Raw genomic sequence first — 16,628 nt, 5'->3', positions numbered from 1 at the left:
CCATGAAAAATGGAAGCTGCATGATATTGTCTGTACTGGATGTTTTTTAGGCCATATATTCTCTTTTTATTGCCTAAAATTCTGAGTGACTGTGTGACGATGCATTTCCCCGACCAGCCGCAAATGGTGGCGCTGTTGAAAGAACTGGCTCCGCAGGAGGGCTACAATCTGACGGCGCTCGCGGATATCCGTATTCTGCGATCCGATCGCCCGCTCGCCAGAACGCCCGTTCTCTACGATCCCGGCATTGTCATTGTCTGCCAGGGCAGTAAACGCGGCTATTTCGGCGATCGGCTCTATCTTTATGACGAACAGCATTATCTGGCCGTTTCGGTTCCGGTGCCTTTTGTGATGGAAACTGAGGCTTCTGCCGCTCACCCGTTGCTGGCTATCTATATGCATCTCGATTTTCAGGTCGCGGCGGAGTTGTTACTCCATATTGAGCAGCAGGGAGCTACGCATGCAGCGGCTGCGCCGCAAAGTATGATGTCCAGCCCGATGGACGGCGGGATGCGGAAATCGGTATTGCGGTTGCTGGAGGCGCTAAGCTCCCCGCTGGAGGCGTCGGTCCTTGGGCCAGCGCTGGTGCGCGAGCTCTATTTTCGCGTATTAACCGGCGCGCAGGGGCATGCCATGCGTTCCGCGCTGGCGCTGCAGGGGCAATTCGGCCGAATCTGCAAAGTGCTGCGGCATATTCATGCTGCGTATCATCAACCGCTGAGCCTGAGGCAACTGGCAGACGAGGCGGGGATGAGCGTGCCCACATTTCATAGCCATTTCAAAATGATGACGCAGATGCCGCCGATGCAGTATGTCAAATCAGTGCGGCTGCACCAGGCGCGAATGCTGATGGTTCGCCAGGAGATGACGGCTGCCGCAGCCAGCTATGCGGTGGGGTATGAAAGCCCGTCGCAATTTAATCGCGAGTTCAAACGGTTGTTTGGCCTGCCGCCTGCGCAAGAAGTGCAGAGAATGCAGCAGAGTTTCGCCGTCCCGCCGCCGCATCCGGCTTCTGACTTTATCTCTTCGCACTGAGTTTTTGCGAGCCGCTTTCCAGAACTGCATGTAATGCGAATGTAATGCTATATTGCATTACACATTCTCTTTTTACCGGAGGCATAATGGCCACGCTAAATGTACGACTGGATGACAATCTCAAGGAAGAGGCCTGGACCGTGCTGGAAAAACTCAATATCACGCCGACGGAAGCGGTTCGTATGTTGTTTCAGTATGTGGCGGAAAATGGACGTATGCCGATTAAGACCGTGACGGTGAGCGACGATGAAGAAGCGCTGTTGAAAATCGTCAGGGAGCGGCTGGCAAATCCGCAGAAAGGCATCAGGGTTAATCTGGATGACCTATGAACTGGTCTTTGATCCGCGGGCATACCGGGAGTGGGAAAAGCTGGGGGAGACAGTAAGAGCGCAATTCAAAAAGAAACTTGCGGACGTTCTGGTTCAACCACGGATTGAGGCTGCCCGACCGCATGACTTTCCGGATTGCTATAAGATCAAACTCAGGTCGTCTGGTTACCGGCTGATTTATCAGGTTTGCGATAACGTTGTGACGGTGTTTGTTATCGCTGTGGGAAAGCGAGAAAAGGCGACCGCTTACCGGCACGCCCGTAAGCGGTTGTAGTGGTATTCACCGCAAGTGATGCACAACCTGGTTGCTGCTGCCGCGCCAGATCAGCATTGGGTCTTTCAGATCCTGAACGAATTTACCGTCAACCAGCACGTTGATCAGGGCCACCACCTCAAGCTGGGCGGCATTCAGTTCATCCATTTTGTAACCGGTCCACACCCAGATATCTTTGCCTGGGCATTCGGCGCGGATGCGGGTGACCAGCTTTAAAATGTCCGGCACGTTCTGCGGATGCAGCGGATCGCCGCCGGAGAGCGAAATGCCCTGGCGTTTAACGCGCGTATCGTTGAGATCGGCGATGATGCGGTCTTCCATCTCCCGCGTGAAAGGAACACCGGAATTGAGCCGCCAGGTGCTTTTGTTGTAGCAGCCGGGGCATTCGTGTACGCAGCCGGAGACGAACAGGGTGCAGCGGGTGCCGGGGCCGTTGACGATGTCTACAGGGTAGTATTGGTGGTAATTCATTTTTCCTCGTCGCATTTGGCGTTGTAGCTGCGTTGGCTGCTCGAGCGCACCCGGGTCACTTACTGGAGTAAGCTCCCCGGGATTTACTCGTTTGCCGCCTTGCTACAACATCAACTGCTTAGAGGAAATGCATCAGACAGAAAATTGTAGCGGCAGAAAACGTAGGCCCGATAAGCGTAGCGCCATCGGGCAATCAGCTACGGTGGCTTCATTGACCGTGTGCCCGGCGCGGGTAAACGCCATTCACCGGGCAACGGAGGTGTTAACCGAGTTGCCCGTTACCGAGGTGTTTCACGCGGCGTTTAACTTCTTCCTGTTTACCGGCGTTAAACGGACGCGCATCCGGGCTGCCAAGATAACCGCAAACGCGGCGCGTGACCGAAACGCGCGCGGCGTCGTGGTTGCCGCATTTCGGGCAGGTGAAGCCTTTACTGGTGCACTCGAACTCGCCGGTAAAACCGCACTCATAACACTCATCAATGGGCGTATTGGTGCCGTAGTACGGCACATGCTGATAGCTGTAATCCCAGACATCTTCCAGCGCCCGCAGGTTGTGCTGAATGTTCGGATACTCGCCGTAGCAGATAAAACCGCCGCTGGCCAAAGGCGGATACGGCGCTTCGAAATCGATCTTGTCGTACGGGTTAACCTTTTTCTCGACGTCGAGGTGGAAGCTGTTGGTGTAATAGCCTTTGTCGGTTACCCCATCCACGACGCCAAACTCAGCGGTATCAAGGCGGCAGAAGCGATCGCACAGGTTCTCGCTCGGCGTACTGTAGAGGCTGAAGCCGTAGCCGGTCTCTTCTTTCCACTGATCGACCGCCTGGCGCAGGCGTTCAACAATCGCCACCCCTTTTGCCCGCAGCGCTTCGCTGTCGTAAATATGCTTATTGCCGAAGAGCGCGTTGATGGTTTCGTGAATGCCGATATAGCCCAGCGAAATTGACGCGCGGCCATTTTTGAAAATCGAGGAAATATCATCGTCCGCTTTCAGACGTACGCCGCATGCGCCTTCCATATAAAGGATCGGCGCTACGCGCGCTTTCACGCCTTCCAGACGGGCGATACGGGTCATTAGCGCTTTACGCGCCAGTTCCAGGCGGCTGTCGAGCAGTTTCCAGAACGCCGCTTCGTTGCCTTTCGCTTCCAGCGCGATGCGCGGCAGGTTCAGACTGATAACGCCCAGGTTGTTACGTCCGTCGTGGATCTGCTCGCCGTTCTCTTCATAAACGCCGAGGAAGCTGCGGCAGCCCATCGGCGTTTTGAACGAGCCGGTGACCTTAACCACTTGATCGTAGTTCAGAATATCCGGATACATACGCTTGCTTGCGCACTCCAGCGCCAGCTGCTTGATGTCATAATTCGGATCGTCAAACTTATGATTCAGACCGTCACGGATGGCGAACACCAGTTTCGGGAACACGGCGGTTTTGCGGTTTTTACCCAAACCGGCAATACGGTTACGCAGAATAGATTGCTGGATCAGACGGGATTCCCAGCTGGTACCCAGGCCGAAGCCAAAGGTGACGAACGGCGTCTGACCGTTGGCGGTATGCAGCGTGTTGACTTCATATTCCAGCGACTGGAACGCGTCGTAACACTCTTTCTCGGTACGACTGTGGGCGTAGCCGTCGGCGTCCGGAATCTGCCACTCTTCTGCTACCTTGCGATGTTTTTCGAAGCTGGCGGTGACAAACGGCGCCAGCACTTCATCGATACGGTTAATGGTGGTGCCGCCGTAAATATGGCTGGCGACCTGAGCGATGATCTGCGCGGTGACGGCGGTCGCGGTCGAGATCGATTTCGGCGGTTCGATCTCCGCGTTACCCATTTTAAAGCCGTGCGTCAGCATGCCTTTCAGATCGATCAGCATGCAGTTGAACATCGGAAAGAACGGCGAGTAATCCAGATCGTGATAATGAATTTCGCCACGTTCGTGGGCCAGCACCACATCGCGCGGCAGCAAGTGCTGACGGGCATAGTGTTTGGCTACAATCCCCGCCAGCAAGTCGCGCTGCGTCGGGATCACTTTACTGTCTTTGTTGGCGTTCTCGTTCAGCAGCGCCGAGTTGGTCTGCTCGACAAGCCCGCGAATATCCTGGTTCAGGCGGCCGCGTTTTTCACGCGCAATATCGCGATCGTGGCGATATTCGATATAGGCGCGCGCCAGCTGTTTGTACGGCCCGGACATCAACTGGTTTTCAACGGCCGTCTGGATCTCGCTGATGTCAACCTGCGATCGATCCTGCATTTGACGACTGATTACGTCTGCGACGGTGGCGCAATAATCTGCGTCATCGACTCCCGCTGCTTTAGCTGCACGCAAAATCGCTTCTTGAATGCGCTCTGATTTGAAAGGCACTTTACAGCCATCTCGTTTCATCACATGCGGTGTCATGATTACTCCATTTTAAAAAACAGGTTATCCACAATGGAAGACGCACTAATGGCTTAGCTATTCATCACTAAAACCAATGAGTTTGTCTTGTCTTGGCCCGTGTTATCCACAGCGTGTATAATTTCCCGTCGGGACGACTTGTTTGAATAGTAGACGGAAAATACAAGATATTGGGCCGGAGAGCATTCTAATTTCTATATATAGTGATTTGCATCAAACATGTTTGCGTTTTTATTGACTCAGGACAAAGTAAAAATTTGATAGCACAGAGGACGGGCACCCGGGCGGAATGTAAATTTTAGCGTTCTCATTTTGACTAAAAATCCAACAAAAACAGCAGGCTTATGCCTGCTGTTGTGTTTGCGTTTAGTCGAAGAAATCTATGGCTGTCGCCACCACACAGCTTCGAACGGACGAAGCACCATGTCGCCAGGTTTTGCGGAGATTTCGGCATAGTTGCTGATCACAACCTGCCAGTCGCCGGGCATCTCTTCCGGATGCCACGGCTGAAAAGTGCTGCTCAGATTTGCAATAACCAGCAGCGTTTCGCCCTGCCACTGGCGGCGGTAGCACCACAGGTACTGATGTGTAGGCAGCAGATCCTGGTAATCGCCCCAGGTGAGCAGCGGCAGCGTTTTACGCAAACGGATTAGCTTCTGGTAGGTATAAAACACCGAGTCCGGATCGCTGATAGACTTCTCAACGTTGATTTCACGGTAGTTGTCGCACAGGCCAATCCACGGCTCGCCAGTGGTGAAGCCGGCATTTGGGCGGGCGCTCCACTGCATCGGCGTACGGCTGTTGTCGCGGGATTTACTGGCCAGAATCGCCAGCAGTTCTTCCGGATCGCGTCCGGCGGCGCGCTGCTCAGCAAACATATTGTGGCTTTCGACATCGCGGTAATCGGTAATGCGGGAAAAGTGCGGGTTGGTCATGCCAATCTCTTCACCCTGATAGATATAGGGCGTGCCCTGCATGCCGTGCAAAATCATCGCCAGCATTTTGGCGGCCGGAACGCGCAGCGTGCCTTCATCGCCAAAGCGTGATGCAATGCGCGGCTGATCGTGGTTACACCAGAACAGCGCATTCCATGCAACGTTATGCATCCCTTGTTGCCAGTGGCGGAACAGCGCTTTCAGCGCCGCATAATCCGGACGGGCGAGAACCCATTTTTCGCCGTTGGGGTAGTCCACCTTCAGGTGGTGAAAATTAAAAGTCATCGACAGTTCACTGCCATCCAGCGCGCCATAGCGCTTACAGTTCGCCAGTGAGGTAGAGGACATTTCACCCACCGTCATCAGTTCGCGCGGCTGGAAAACCTCGCGGCTCATCTCCTGCAGAAATTCATGCGCTCGCGGGCCATCAGTATAAAAGCATCGTCCATCCCCGTCGTGATCGTCGGGGAAATCCTGCTCTTTGGAGATTAAGTTGATGACATCGAGACGTAAACCGTCAACGCCGCGATCCGCCCAGAAAGCGCAGACCTCTTTTAATGCGTCGCGGACCGCCGGGTTTTCCCAGTTGAGATCGGCCTGCTCCGGCGCAAAAAGGTGCAAATAGTACTGGCCGCTCTGGCTGTGCCAGCGCCATGCGCTGCCGCCGAATTTGGAACGCCAGTTGTTTGGCGGGATGTCTGGTTCGCTGTCGCGCCAGATATAAAAATTGCGGTAAGGGCTGGCGGGATCCTGCGCCTCCTGAAACCAGGCGTGCTGCGTTGAGGTGTGATTGAACACCATATCCAGAATCAGGCGGATTCCGCGTTGGTGCGCCTGCGCGACCAGTTCGTCAAAGTCTTCCAGCGTACCGTAAGCGGGGTCAATAGCGGTGTAATTCGCTACGTCATAACCGTTATCGATCTGTGGGGAAATGTAGAACGGTGTCAGCCAGATGGCATCCACACCCAGGGTTTGCAAATAGTCGAGGCGGGCGATAACGCCGCGTAAATCACCGGTACCGCTGCCGGTCGAGTCCTGAAAACTTTTTGGGTAAATCTGATAAATGACGCCGTTTTGCCACCAGTGGGGAAGGGTATTCATAACGATTCCTGCGAAAACAAAGGGGGGCGCAAACGCGCCCCAAACATTACACAATCTGCAAAGTGCCTTGACGGAACTTGCGCTGATAAACAAAGGAAGTGAGGGCAACAGGGATCACCACGGCGATGACCATCGCAAGCATATAGACCTGCCAGTAGGAGGGTTGAATGGAGAGAATGCCCGGCAAACCGCCGACGCCGATACCGTTCGCCATTACCCCGTTCAGACCGCACAGCAGCCCGGCTAAGCCGGAGCCAACCATGGCGCACAGCATCGGGAAGCGGTACTTCAGATTAATGCCGTACATCGCGGGTTCGGTGACGCCCAGAAAGGCGGAGATGGCGGCAGGCACGGAGACCTCGCGTTCATTTTGTTTACGGCTGGCGATGATGATACCGACCACTGCCGCCCCCTGAGAGATATTGGAGAGCGCAATCAGCGGCCATACCGGCGTGCCACCCATGCTCTGGATCATCTGCATATCGATCGCCAGCGTGGTTTGATGTACGCCAGTGATGACCAGCGGCGCATAGAGAAAACCAAACAGCGCCGCGCCAATCGGGGCAAAGCTGCCAGTCATCAGATGACGAACCGTATACGCCACACCATCGCCAATCATGCGGCCGAACGGGCCGATAAAGGCGTGGGCGAGGAACACCGCCAGGATTAACGAACAGACCGGTACAACCACCAGATAGAGGTAATCCGGCACCAGACGTTTTAAGCGCGTTTCAATCACGCCCAGCATCAGACCCGCCAGCAGCGCCGGGATAACCTGCGCCTGATAACCGACTTTGGCGATGGTAAACAGGCCGAAATTCCATGCTTCCGGCGTTTGCGAACCCAGCAGATAGGCATTCATCAGCTGTGGAGATACCAGCGTGATGCCCAGTACGATCCCGAGGATCGGCGTTCCGCCCATTTTGCGCACCGCTGACCAGCAGATGCCGACCGGCAGATAGAAGAAGATCGCCTCGCCAATCAGCCACAGGAAGTCATAGACCGTTTTCAGCGACGGAAACATCTGCGCCAGCGTCTGGCCATTGCTCATTGGCACATCGCCGATCACGTTACGAAAGCCGAGAACCAGGCCTCCGCTGATCAGCGCCGGGAGCAGCGGGAAAAAGATCTCGGCGAAATGGGAGATCAGGCGCTCATGCCATTTCATATTTTGCCGCGCCGCCAGCTTGGCCTGCTCTTTATCAGCATGCGCCAGACCGGTGGCTTCGCGCAGCGCCTGATAGTAGTCGCCGACGTTGGTGCCGATCACCACCTGAAACTGTCCGGCATTGGTGAAACAGCCTTTAACCATCGGCAACTGCTCAATCTCTTGCGGGTTGGCCGCTGCCGGATTGTTCAACACGAAGCGTAACCGCGTAATACAGTGGCTGACAGTCGCGATGTTTTCGCGTCCGCCCACCAGTGCGATTAACTTCTCAATATCTGATTGATTTACTTTGCCCATCAAGGTGCCTCTCGAAGGAGAAATGATGCGTAATGACCGGAGCAAAGCGTAACCAGAAGCAAAAAAATAAAAAATGGGAACGTTCCCGAAATCGGGCGAGGATCACAATAAACCGTACGGCACAATCAGGCGAGTTTGGCGGGGATCACAATTTGCCGTAAATCAGCGCGACCATTAACTTGTTCTATTAACTGGGCAGCGGCCTGGCGGCCAGCCTGAGCATAGCCGGGATCGACGGTAACAATTTCCGGATGCAGGAACTTCATCAATGGCGTATTACCTACGCTTGCAAGCTGCAGGTTTTCGATGCGCTGTTGCTGCAAATATTTGCTGGCACCCAGCGCCAGCGTATCGGTAGCGCACAGTAGCGCGGTGGTTTGTGGCGTCAGCACTTCAGCAACGTGGTCGTAACCCTGCTTCATGGCAAGACCTGGCAACACGGAGAGTGGTTCAAGCTGGTATTGCTGGCAGCATGCCAGATAAGCATCGTGGCGGCGTTTGCCGGTCGTGACATCGCTGTGCGGCACGCCGATAAAGCTGATATGGCGATGGCCCTGAGCGTAGAGTTTTTCCATCAATAATTCTATGGCGCCCTCGTCGTCATAACAAACCGAAGAAAAACCGTTCGCATCGCGCGCCAGCAGCACCAACGACGACTGCCAGGAGGCCAGCAGCTCTTCGGTAATGCCGGTAAAACCAAACAGCACGACGCCGTCGATATTGCGGTGGCTCAGCATCTGCAAATGCTCGCCGACCAGTTCCGGCGAAAACTGGCTCTCCATCATGATTGGGTCGTAACCCTGTTCGTAGAAGGCGGGAAGCATGGTCTGCACCGCAAGGTTTTCCGACAGGGAATCGAGACGCGAGACGATAATCGCCACCACTTTGTCGCTTTGCCCGCGCATGGCACGTGCGGAACGGGAAGGGGAGAAGCCGTGTTGATTGACGATGGCCTCCACTTTTTCGCGCGTCCGCTGGCTTACGCCGCTTTCATTATTCAGCACGCGGGAAACGGTGGATTTCCCCACTCCGCTTAAACGCGCAATGTCTTTGATTGTCAGCCGGTTTTGCATGCGTCCTGTCCTGTTCCTTATTAAGGCGGATTGCAGAATAGAGGAGTTTCGTTCAGGTTCCAACCGCTCAGCAATGAGCAAAGTCTGGTTTATGCACTTTGTGCGGCTAAATATCGTTGCGTATACGTTTGGTTTAATTCAGCGGAGCTATGATACCGCCACGTAATACTACGAATGCAATTCTTACCCTTACCGGAGGCCAGATGGATCCCGATCCCACACCTCTCCCGCGATGGAGAACTGTTTCCCGGTAAGCCTGCTTTTGCTGCCTTACCGGATGCGTAAGGCAGCGACGTTATTGTCCCTGCCCAAACAGAAACGCCTGCTGGCGCGGTGTTGCCACGCCACTTGCGTAAAATTTACACCCATCATTCATGCTGCATCGAGGCGGCAAGGTACTGAATTCCTCGCTTAGTGCCAGGGGTTTACCGCCGCGATCGGCTCTGAAAGATGATGTGCAGAAGGCACCCGCGTGATGCGGGGGCAAGGATATGACTATGCTGAAAAACTTCACCCGGCAGCTCTTCGCTCGCCTGAACCGCCATTTACCGCGTCGCCTGGTACAGCGCGATCCGCTGCCTGGCGTACAGACCGTCAGCCACGAGGATATTCCCGCGTCGATGGGCGAACGCTGCCTGTTGCTTGCTGCGATGGAACCGACGCTGTTATGGGAAACTTTTGCCAGCCACCCGGAAGGGCTCACCGCGCAGGAAGTGGCGCAGGCGCGCGAGACGCACGGTGAAAACCTGATCCCGGCGCAGAAACCGTCACCGTGGTGGGTTCATCTGTGGAGCTGCTACCGCAACCCGTTCAACCTGCTGCTCACCTGCCTTGGGGTGATCTCCTATGCTTCGGAAGATCTGTTCGCCGCTGGCGTGATTGCGCTGATGGTGGCGATTTCCACCCTGCTCAACTTTCTGCAAGAAGCGCGTTCTACCAAAGCGGCGGATGCGCTGAAAGCGATGGTCAGCAACACCGCAACGGTGCTGCGGGTGGTGAATGAGAAGGGCGAGAATAACTGGTGCGAGATCCCGATCGATCAACTGGTGCCGGGCGATATCGTCAAGCTGGCGGCGGGCGACATGATCCCGGCGGATCTGCGCGTCTTGCAGGCGCGGGATCTGTTTGTGGCTCAGGCGTCGCTGACCGGTGAATCGCTGCCGGTAGAAAAAGTGGCGATCAGCCGCCAGACGGCGCAGAAAAACCCGCTTGAGTGCGACACGCTGTGCTTTATGGGCACCAATGTGGTGAGCGGAACCGCGCAGGCTATGGTGGTTGGCACGGGCGGCAACACCTGGTTCGGGCAACTGGCCGGGCGCGTCAGCGAGCAGGAAAGCGAACCGAACGCCTTTCAGAAAGGGATCAGCCGCGTCAGCATGCTGCTGATCCGCTTTATGCTGGTGATGACGCCGATCGTTTTGTTGATCAACGGTTTTACCAAAGGTGACTGGTGGGAAGCGGCGCTGTTTGCCCTCTCGGTTGCCGTTGGCCTGACCCCGGAAATGTTGCCGATGATCGTCACCTCAACGCTGGCACGCGGCGCGGTGAAACTGTCGAAACAGAAAGTGATCGTCAAACATCTGGATGCGATCCAGAACTTTGGCGCGATGGATATTCTGTGTACCGACAAAACCGGTACCCTGACGCAGGATAAGATCGTGCTGGAAACGCACACTGATATCAGCGGCAAAGTCAGCGAATGGGTGCTGCACAGCGCATGGCTGAACAGCCACTACCAGACCGGGCTGAAAAACCTGCTGGATACTGCCGTGCTGGAAGGCGTCGATGCGGAAGCGGCGCAGACGCTCTCTTCCGAGTGGCGCAAGGTGGATGAGATCCCGTTTGATTTTGAACGTCGCCGGATGTCGGTGGTGGTTGCCCAACAGGCGGATGTGCATCAACTGATATGCAAAGGCGCGCTGACGGAAATTCTCAGTGTGTGCTCGCAGGTCCGCTTTAATGGCGAGATTGTCCCGCTGGATGACACCATGCTGCGGCGCATCGAACGCGTCACCAGCACCCTGAACCGTCAGGGGCTGCGCGTGGTAGCGGTGGCGACCAAATACCTGCCTGCGCGCACGGGAGATTATCAGCGTGTGGATGAGTCGGATCTGATCCTCGAAGGCTACATTGCGTTCCTCGATCCGCCGAAAGAAACCACCGCTCCGGCGCTGAAAGCGCTGAAAGCCAGCGGCATCACCGTTAAGATCCTTACCGGCGACAGTGAACTGGTGGCGGCAAAAGTGTGTCATGAAGTCGGGCTGGAAGTGGGCGATGCGCTGACCGGCAGCGAAATCGAACATATGAGCGATGATGAGCTGGCACAGATGGCGAAACATATCACGCTGTTTGCCCGCCTGACGCCGCTGCACAAAGAGCGCATTGTTCGCTTGCTAAAACGCGAAGGGCATGTGGTCGGCTTTATGGGCGACGGCATTAACGATGCCCCGGCGCTGCGCGCGGCAGATATTGGTATTTCCGTGGATAGCGCGGTCGATATTGCCCGCGAAGCCGCCGATATCATCCTGCTGGAAAAGAGCCTGATGGTGCTGGAAGAAGGCGTTATTGAAGGGCGCCGAACCTTCTCCAACATGCTGAAATACATCAAAATGACGGCCAGTTCTAACTTCGGCAACGTCTTCAGCGTGCTGGTGGCGAGCGCCTTCCTGCCGTTTCTGCCGATGCTGCCATTGCACTTACTGATTCAGAACCTGCTGTACGATGTGTCACAGGTGGCGATCCCGTTTGATAACGTTGACGACGAACAAATTGCCAAACCGCAGCGCTGGAACCCGGCCGATCTCGGACGTTTTATGATCTTTTTCGGGCCGATCAGTTCGATCTTCGACATCGTGACCTTCTGCGTGATGTGGTGGGTATTCAAAGCCAATGTGCCGGAAGCGCAAACCCTGTTCCAGTCTGGCTGGTTTGTGGTTGGTTTACTGTCGCAAACGCTGATTGTACATATGATCCGTACCCGTCGCGTGCCGTTTATCCAGAGCCGCGCCGCATGGCCGCTGATTGCCATGACGCTGATGGTGATTTGCGTCGGCATTGCGTTGCCGTTCTCGCCGCTGGCGAGCTACCTGCAATTGCAGGCGCTGCCGCTGGGCTACTTCCCGTGGCTGGTGGCGATTCTGGCCGGTTACATGACGCTGACTCAGTGGGTGAAAGGCTTTTACAGCCGTCGCTATGGCTGGCAGTAATGCGTTAATTGCCCGCTGGCGCTACGGTAGTGCTGAGAGTGGTGGGGAAAATCATTTTGCCGCGTTGCGCGCCGGATGACGGCGGGCTTAGCTGAGATGCGGAATGTTACAGGCCGGATGGCGGCTTCGCTTATCCGGCCTGTAAACCGGCTTGCCGGATACGTTTACGCGGCCATCCGGTTTGCGGATTAGCGACGTACGGCGATCGCTTCGATCTCGATTTTCACATCTTTCGGCAGGCGCGCGACTTCCACGCAGGAACGCGCCGGGAAGGTGGCGTTATGCTCAGCGAAAAAGGCTTCGTAAGTGGCGTTAACGGTGGCGAAATCGTTCAGATCTTTCACGAACACGGTAGTTTTCACAATGTCGCCCACTTTCAGGCCAGCGGCTTCGACGATCGCTTTCACGTTGTCGAGAGACTGGCGCGCCTGCGCAGCGACATCTTCCGGCACGCTACCGGTTTTCGGATCGACCGGGATCTGGCCGGAGGTGAGGATCATATTGCCGAGATCAACAGCCTGCACATAAGGGCCGATGGCAGCTGGCGCATTTTCCGTCGCGATAACTTTAGTCATGATGTTTCCTGAATATCAGCGGTAATAAGGTGGCGGTCATTATACACGTTATTGCGCAGACCGCCTTTTTACTGGCTGGAGGTTAATTGGCCAGCACGACGTGATGCGAGAACTCTTTCTCGCAATATTTGCACTTCAGCGCAATATCCTGCTCGCGTTGTTTCACCGCAAAGCTGGAAGCGACCGGCTCGGCATGGCTGATGCAGTTGCTGTTCGGACACACCAGCACGCCAGTGATGCGTTCCGGCAGGCTCGGGCGTGATTTGCCCACGACTTCATATTCATCAATCCGGTTAACGGTGGCCTGCGGCGCATACAGCGCAAGCTGGTTGACCTGCTCATCGGTGAGAAATGTGTTCTCGATTTTGATCAAATCCTTGCGGCCCATTTCGCCGGACGGCAGGTTAAGGCCGATGGTGATGCGCTGGTCAGTTTCCGTCAGTTTGAACAGCGTCAGCAGCTTGAACCCGACGCGGGCAGGGATGTGGTCAATCACGGTGCCGCGTTTAATGGCTTCGACCTGAAGTTTATTATCGTGTGTCATTGTCGTTTCCCCCTTACAGAGCCAAATCGCGATTGAGAACCAGCGCCAGCAGAGCCTGGCGGGCGAAAATACCGTTGCCGGCCTGCTGGAAATACCAGGCGTGCGGCGTTTTATCAACGTCAGTGGTGATCTCATCAACGCGCGGCAGCGGATGCAGCACCTTCATATTGCTGCGTGCGCCGGCCAGATCGCTGGCGCGTAAAACAAATTGCGCTTTGACGTTGGCGTATTCCGACGGGTCCAGACGCTCTTTCTGTACGCGGGTCATATAAAGAATATCCACTTCCGCCATCACCTCTTCGATGCTGGCGTGCACGCTCCAGGCCATGCCTTTCTCGTCGAGCATATCCAGAATGTACTGCGGCATTGCCAGCGCATCCGGGGCGATGAAGTAGAAGCGGTTGCCGCTGAATTTTGCCAGCGCCTGCGCCAGTGAATGCACGGTGCGGCCATATTTCAGGTCGCCGACCATGGCGATATGCAGGTTTTCAAGGCGTCCTTGTGTCTCCTGGATGGTGAAGAGATCGAGCAGCGTTTGCGTCGGATGTTGGTTGGCACCGTCACCAGCGTTCAGCACCGGAATACCGCCGGAAAATTCGGTCGCCAGACGCGCCGCGCCCTCCTGCGGGTGGCGCATCACGATGGCATCCACATAGGTGCTGATAACCGAAATGGTGTCTGCCAGCGTTTCGCCCTTCTTACCCAGCGAGGTGTTGCTGCTGTCGGAAAAGCCAACCACGCTCGCGCCGAGACGGTGCATGGAGGTTTCAAATGACAGACGCGTACGGGTAGAGGCTTCAAAGAAGCAACTGGCGATCACTTTATGCTTGAGCAGCTCTGGCTGGGGGTTGGCCTTCAGTCGTGCAGCGGTGTTAAGCACCAGTTCCAGTTCTTCGCGGCTGAGATCGTTTATGGAAATGATATGTTTCTGATATAGCGGATTAGCCATGGTTATCTCCTGACGACTGCGCAAAAAAAAGCCCCTCAATAGAGGGGCTGTGGAATAGGGTTCGCAACGGGAAAGAAAAACGGCAGGCCAGCGCCCTTTTTCAGACGCGGTAAGACAGTTTGTCGTACACACTGGACCATGCTTCCTCCCGGCAAATTGTCCCGGATTATACGCAGCTGCTTTTTTGGATCAAGCGATTGATGCACATTTTACGCAGTGCAAACGGTTCTCTTTGAATATTAATGCGTTCTAAGTAGATAATTAATTTGTTTATGCACTAGCGCCGTATGCTTTACCTCTCTGGGCGCAACCCAGACAATGCTGCTCCCCGCCACGACGCCGAGGATTTCCGGCAACTGGTGATAATCCAGAATGCGTGCCACGGCGCGGCCATATCCGGCCACGGTGTGAATAAGGATAAATTCGCTATTATGCTCGACGCTGACCACCATTTCGGAGACCGTGCGGGCGGCGTCCGGCACCGGGTGCAGCTGCGGATTCAGCGCATAAATTTTTTGTCCTTTGGCGTTGCGGATTTTTATCACACCGAGCAGTTTCAACAGGCGGGACACGGTGGACTGGCTAATAGCATCAAAACCGTGGTACTGCAAATCGCGACGGATCGCTTCCTGCGAAAGGTAGCTTTTTTCGCTAATCAGACGCTGGCAAACGGCTAATTGAAGCTGCTCTTTCGGTGAATACTCTCCATATTCCATCATCTTTTTTCCCGTATCAGTTGCCGAAACAAACTGCCCGGCAGCTCAACGCCTGCCGGGCCTGGTTACTCTATGCACGGCCGGTTAAGCGTTGAGCCACCCGACGTGTTACAGCAGGGCCCCAAGGCTCAGCGCCGCCATGATCACCACGGTTAATATCGCCAACAGCGGAGCAACCCACTTCAGATAGCGGACGTAAGGAACATGGGCGATAGCCAGCCCTCCCATTACCACGGCGGAAGTCGGGGTTACCAGGTTGACGATACCGGACGCGGATTGATAAGCGGTGACGACCAGATCGCGGTTGACGTTAGCGAAATCGGCCAGAGGCGCCATTATCGGCATCGTCAGAACCGCAAGGCCGGAAGAAGAGGGCACGAGAAACGACAACACCACTTCCAGCCAGTACATAACGTTAATAAACGCGACGGTGGATAACCCGCTGACCATGTCTTCGGCACTGTGCAAAATAGTATGAGTAATCATACCCTTATCCATGATTACTACGATACCGCGGGCAATTCCAATAATCAGCGCTACGCCCAGCAGATCCCGTGCGCCGTTGATAAATGTTGACGTCAGTTCCTCTTCGCTCATACGGGCGATCAGACCAACGATAATCGCGCTCGCCAGGAAAACCGCCGAGATCTGCGCCATCCACCAGCCCAGCACGGCGACGCCATAAATCATCACCACAAAGGCCAGCGCGAAAATCACCAGGATCAGCTTACGAAGCGGCGTAAATTCGAGGATCTCTTCTGACTTATGCCCAAGGAAGAAGGCCCGATCCTCTTCCTGCTTATCTGCGACGATCGACAGTGCAGGGTTCGCGCGGATTTTGCGGGCATAGTGCATGACCCAGCCGACACAAATCACCCAACCGATGACCAGCAGCGCTAAACGCAGGGCGATGCCGTGGGTAAACGGGATCCCGGCGGCGTTAGCGGCGATCACTGTAGCAAACGGGTTGATGGTTGATCCGAGCGTGCCGATCCCCGCGCCGAGCAGAACGGTGGATGCGGCGACGACCGGATCAAAACGGGCGGCGAGCATAACGGGAACCAGCAGGGTATAAAACGGCAATGACTCTTCGGCCATGCCATAGATGGTGCCGCCAGCGGCAAACAGCGCCATCAGGATCGGGATCATCCACTCTTCGTGGCCGCGTAAACGCGTAGTGACGCGCTCGATCCCGGCGTCGATGGCGCCTGTTTTGGTGACGATGCCCAGAAAGCCGCCGATGATCAGAATAAACAGCGCCACGTCGATAGCGCCTGCCTGGCCGCTATCCGGATCGTACAGACCGCTAATCGGTGCCATGATCACTGCGATAAGCCCCTGCGGTTGCGAGGCAACATGCGCATAGGTGCCGGCAACGGGCACCTCTTTGCCGAGCGCGGGGTTCATCGCCATATGATACTGACCCGCAGGAATGATCCAACTGAGCGCGGCGACAATGGCAATCAACACAAAGAGAATGGTGTAAGCGGAAGGGAATTTGAACTTGCCCATGATGTGCTCCTTAACCCCGGCACACCCCATGATGTGCCGGGGGAG

At 55.5% G+C, this 16,628-nt stretch carries 17 protein-coding genes; 6 read left to right on the top strand and 11 right to left on the bottom strand.

Annotated features, from left to right (window positions below; all coding sequences use genetic code 11):
- Positions 1-99: 99 nt before the first annotated feature.
- The 3 genes from AWR26_RS22825 (at position 100) to AWR26_RS22815 (ending at position 1,638) form a co-directional block, all read left to right on the top strand.
- On the top strand, positions 100-1,035 hold the full coding sequence (locus AWR26_RS22825) for an AraC family transcriptional regulator (protein ID WP_064568652.1): 936 nt from the start codon (positions 100-102) through the stop codon (positions 1,033-1,035).
- A gap of 86 nt (positions 1,036-1,121) precedes the next feature.
- Positions 1,122-1,364: a type II toxin-antitoxin system RelB/DinJ family antitoxin gene (locus tag AWR26_RS22820; protein WP_007372820.1), complete on the top strand. Its 243-nt coding sequence runs from the start codon at positions 1,122-1,124 to the stop codon at positions 1,362-1,364.
- Positions 1,354-1,638: a type II toxin-antitoxin system RelE family toxin gene (locus tag AWR26_RS22815; RefSeq protein ID WP_064568651.1), complete on the top strand. Its 285-nt coding sequence runs from the start codon at positions 1,354-1,356 to the stop codon at positions 1,636-1,638. Before AWR26_RS22820 ends, AWR26_RS22815 begins: the two co-directional genes overlap by 11 nt.
- Positions 1,639-1,644: 6 nt before the next feature.
- Here AWR26_RS22815 and nrdG read toward each other — a convergent pair whose 3' ends face one another.
- The 5 genes from nrdG to treR all read right to left on the bottom strand — a co-directional run bounded on the left by nrdG (position 1,645) and on the right by treR (position 9,081).
- A complete protein-coding gene (gene nrdG, locus AWR26_RS22810) occupies positions 1,645-2,109 on the bottom strand; it encodes an anaerobic ribonucleoside-triphosphate reductase-activating protein (protein WP_043955374.1) in 465 nt (154 codons plus the stop codon).
- Between the two features lie 262 nt (positions 2,110-2,371).
- Complete coding sequence (gene nrdD, locus AWR26_RS22805; protein WP_064568650.1) at positions 2,372-4,507, bottom strand: anaerobic ribonucleoside-triphosphate reductase; 2,136 nt, start codon at positions 4,505-4,507, stop codon at positions 2,372-2,374.
- 380 nt (positions 4,508-4,887) lie between these two features.
- Positions 4,888-6,543, bottom strand: a complete 1,656-nt coding sequence (gene treC / locus AWR26_RS22800) for an alpha,alpha-phosphotrehalase (RefSeq protein ID WP_064568649.1) — start codon at positions 6,541-6,543, stop codon at positions 4,888-4,890.
- A 46-nt stretch (positions 6,544-6,589) separates the two neighbouring features.
- Positions 6,590-8,008 carry a PTS trehalose transporter subunit IIBC gene (gene treB, locus AWR26_RS22795; RefSeq protein WP_064568648.1) on the bottom strand — a complete coding sequence of 473 codons (1,419 nt, stop codon included), beginning with the start codon at positions 8,006-8,008 and terminating at the stop codon, positions 6,590-6,592.
- 125 nt (positions 8,009-8,133) lie between these two features.
- Positions 8,134-9,081: a trehalose operon repressor TreR gene (gene treR, locus AWR26_RS22790; RefSeq protein WP_043955370.1), complete on the bottom strand. Its 948-nt coding sequence runs from the start codon at positions 9,079-9,081 to the stop codon at positions 8,134-8,136.
- Between the two features lie 149 nt (positions 9,082-9,230).
- Here treR and mgtL point away from each other — a divergent pair, with 149 nt between their 5' ends.
- A complete protein-coding gene (gene mgtL, locus AWR26_RS25925) occupies positions 9,231-9,335 on the top strand; it encodes a mgtA regulatory leader peptide MgtL (RefSeq protein ID WP_139227943.1) in 105 nt (34 codons plus the stop codon).
- A 243-nt stretch (positions 9,336-9,578) separates the two neighbouring features.
- Positions 9,579-12,287: a magnesium-translocating P-type ATPase gene (gene mgtA, locus AWR26_RS22780; RefSeq protein ID WP_064568647.1), complete on the top strand. Its 2,709-nt coding sequence runs from the start codon at positions 9,579-9,581 to the stop codon at positions 12,285-12,287.
- Positions 12,288-12,475: 188 nt separating this feature from the next.
- On the opposite strand, the gene ridA is transcribed toward mgtA, so the two are convergent.
- The 4 genes from ridA to AWR26_RS22760 all read right to left on the bottom strand — a co-directional run bounded on the left by ridA (position 12,476) and on the right by AWR26_RS22760 (position 14,495).
- Positions 12,476-12,862 carry a 2-iminobutanoate/2-iminopropanoate deaminase gene (gene ridA, locus AWR26_RS22775; protein ID WP_035887044.1) on the bottom strand — a complete coding sequence of 129 codons (387 nt, stop codon included), beginning with the start codon at positions 12,860-12,862 and terminating at the stop codon, positions 12,476-12,478.
- 82 nt (positions 12,863-12,944) lie between these two features.
- Positions 12,945-13,406 (bottom strand): aspartate carbamoyltransferase regulatory subunit, encoded by a 462-nt coding sequence (pyrI, locus tag AWR26_RS22770; protein WP_043955368.1) that lies wholly within the window; start codon positions 13,404-13,406, stop codon positions 12,945-12,947.
- Positions 13,407-13,419: 13 nt separating this feature from the next.
- On the bottom strand, positions 13,420-14,355 hold the full coding sequence (gene pyrB / locus AWR26_RS22765) for an aspartate carbamoyltransferase (RefSeq protein WP_043955367.1): 936 nt from the start codon (positions 14,353-14,355) through the stop codon (positions 13,420-13,422).
- Positions 14,356-14,390: 35 nt separating this feature from the next.
- Positions 14,391-14,495: a pyrBI operon leader peptide gene (locus AWR26_RS22760; protein WP_071532031.1), complete on the bottom strand. Its 105-nt coding sequence runs from the start codon at positions 14,493-14,495 to the stop codon at positions 14,391-14,393.
- Here AWR26_RS22760 and AWR26_RS22755 point away from each other — a divergent pair.
- Positions 14,475-14,591, top strand: coding sequence for a hypothetical protein (locus AWR26_RS22755; RefSeq protein ID WP_090135648.1), 117 nt, complete (start codon positions 14,475-14,477; stop codon positions 14,589-14,591). The two genes, AWR26_RS22760 and AWR26_RS22755, sit on opposite strands and share 21 nt — an antisense overlap.
- A 3-nt stretch (positions 14,592-14,594) precedes the next feature.
- Here AWR26_RS22755 and AWR26_RS22750 read toward each other — a convergent pair whose 3' ends face one another.
- Together AWR26_RS22750 and AWR26_RS22745 are read right to left on the bottom strand one after the other, a co-directional pair.
- Positions 14,595-15,074 carry an arginine repressor gene (locus tag AWR26_RS22750; protein ID WP_064568646.1) on the bottom strand — a complete coding sequence of 160 codons (480 nt, stop codon included), beginning with the start codon at positions 15,072-15,074 and terminating at the stop codon, positions 14,595-14,597.
- A 105-nt stretch (positions 15,075-15,179) separates the two neighbouring features.
- Positions 15,180-16,583 (bottom strand): YfcC family protein, encoded by a 1,404-nt coding sequence (locus AWR26_RS22745; protein ID WP_064568645.1) that lies wholly within the window; start codon positions 16,581-16,583, stop codon positions 15,180-15,182.
- Between the last annotated feature and the right edge of the window lie 45 nt (positions 16,584-16,628).

Source organism: Kosakonia oryzae (assembly GCF_001658025.2).
GTDB lineage: Bacteria > Pseudomonadota > Gammaproteobacteria > Enterobacterales > Enterobacteriaceae > Kosakonia > Kosakonia oryzae.
Note: the sequence above shows the minus strand (reverse complement) of the source record. Positions and strands in the feature narration are given on the sequence as shown.

Excerpts from the sequence above, each read along its gene's own strand:
- treR (WP_043955370.1), bottom strand. The coding sequence starts at position 9,081 with ATGCAAAACCGGCTGACAATCAAAGACATTGCGCGTTTAAGCGGAGTG.
- AWR26_RS22745 (WP_064568645.1), bottom strand. The coding sequence starts at position 16,583 with ATGGGCAAGTTCAAATTCCCTTCCGCTTACACCATTCTCTTTGTGTTG.
- AWR26_RS22825 (WP_064568652.1), top strand. The coding sequence starts at position 100 with ATGCATTTCCCCGACCAGCCGCAAATGGTGGCGCTGTTGAAAGAACTG.
- AWR26_RS22750 (WP_064568646.1), bottom strand. The coding sequence starts at position 15,074 with ATGATGGAATATGGAGAGTATTCACCGAAAGAGCAGCTTCAATTAGCC.
- treC (WP_064568649.1), bottom strand. The coding sequence starts at position 6,543 with ATGAATACCCTTCCCCACTGGTGGCAAAACGGCGTCATTTATCAGATT.
- mgtL (WP_139227943.1), top strand. The coding sequence starts at position 9,231 with ATGATACCGCCACGTAATACTACGAATGCAATTCTTACCCTTACCGGA.
- treB (WP_064568648.1), bottom strand. The coding sequence starts at position 8,008 with ATGGGCAAAGTAAATCAATCAGATATTGAGAAGTTAATCGCACTGGTG.
- pyrI (WP_043955368.1), bottom strand. The coding sequence starts at position 13,406 with ATGACACACGATAATAAACTTCAGGTCGAAGCCATTAAACGCGGCACC.
- ridA (WP_035887044.1), bottom strand. The coding sequence starts at position 12,862 with ATGACTAAAGTTATCGCGACGGAAAATGCGCCAGCTGCCATCGGCCCT.
- nrdG (WP_043955374.1), bottom strand. The coding sequence starts at position 2,109 with ATGAATTACCACCAATACTACCCTGTAGACATCGTCAACGGCCCCGGC.
- AWR26_RS22820 (WP_007372820.1), top strand. The coding sequence starts at position 1,122 with ATGGCCACGCTAAATGTACGACTGGATGACAATCTCAAGGAAGAGGCC.
- AWR26_RS22815 (WP_064568651.1), top strand. The coding sequence starts at position 1,354 with ATGACCTATGAACTGGTCTTTGATCCGCGGGCATACCGGGAGTGGGAA.
- pyrB (WP_043955367.1), bottom strand. The coding sequence starts at position 14,355 with ATGGCTAATCCGCTATATCAGAAACATATCATTTCCATAAACGATCTC.
- nrdD (WP_064568650.1), bottom strand. The coding sequence starts at position 4,507 with ATGACACCGCATGTGATGAAACGAGATGGCTGTAAAGTGCCTTTCAAA.
- mgtA (WP_064568647.1), top strand. The coding sequence starts at position 9,579 with ATGCTGAAAAACTTCACCCGGCAGCTCTTCGCTCGCCTGAACCGCCAT.
- AWR26_RS22760 (WP_071532031.1), bottom strand. The coding sequence starts at position 14,495 with ATGGTCCAGTGTGTACGACAAACTGTCTTACCGCGTCTGAAAAAGGGC.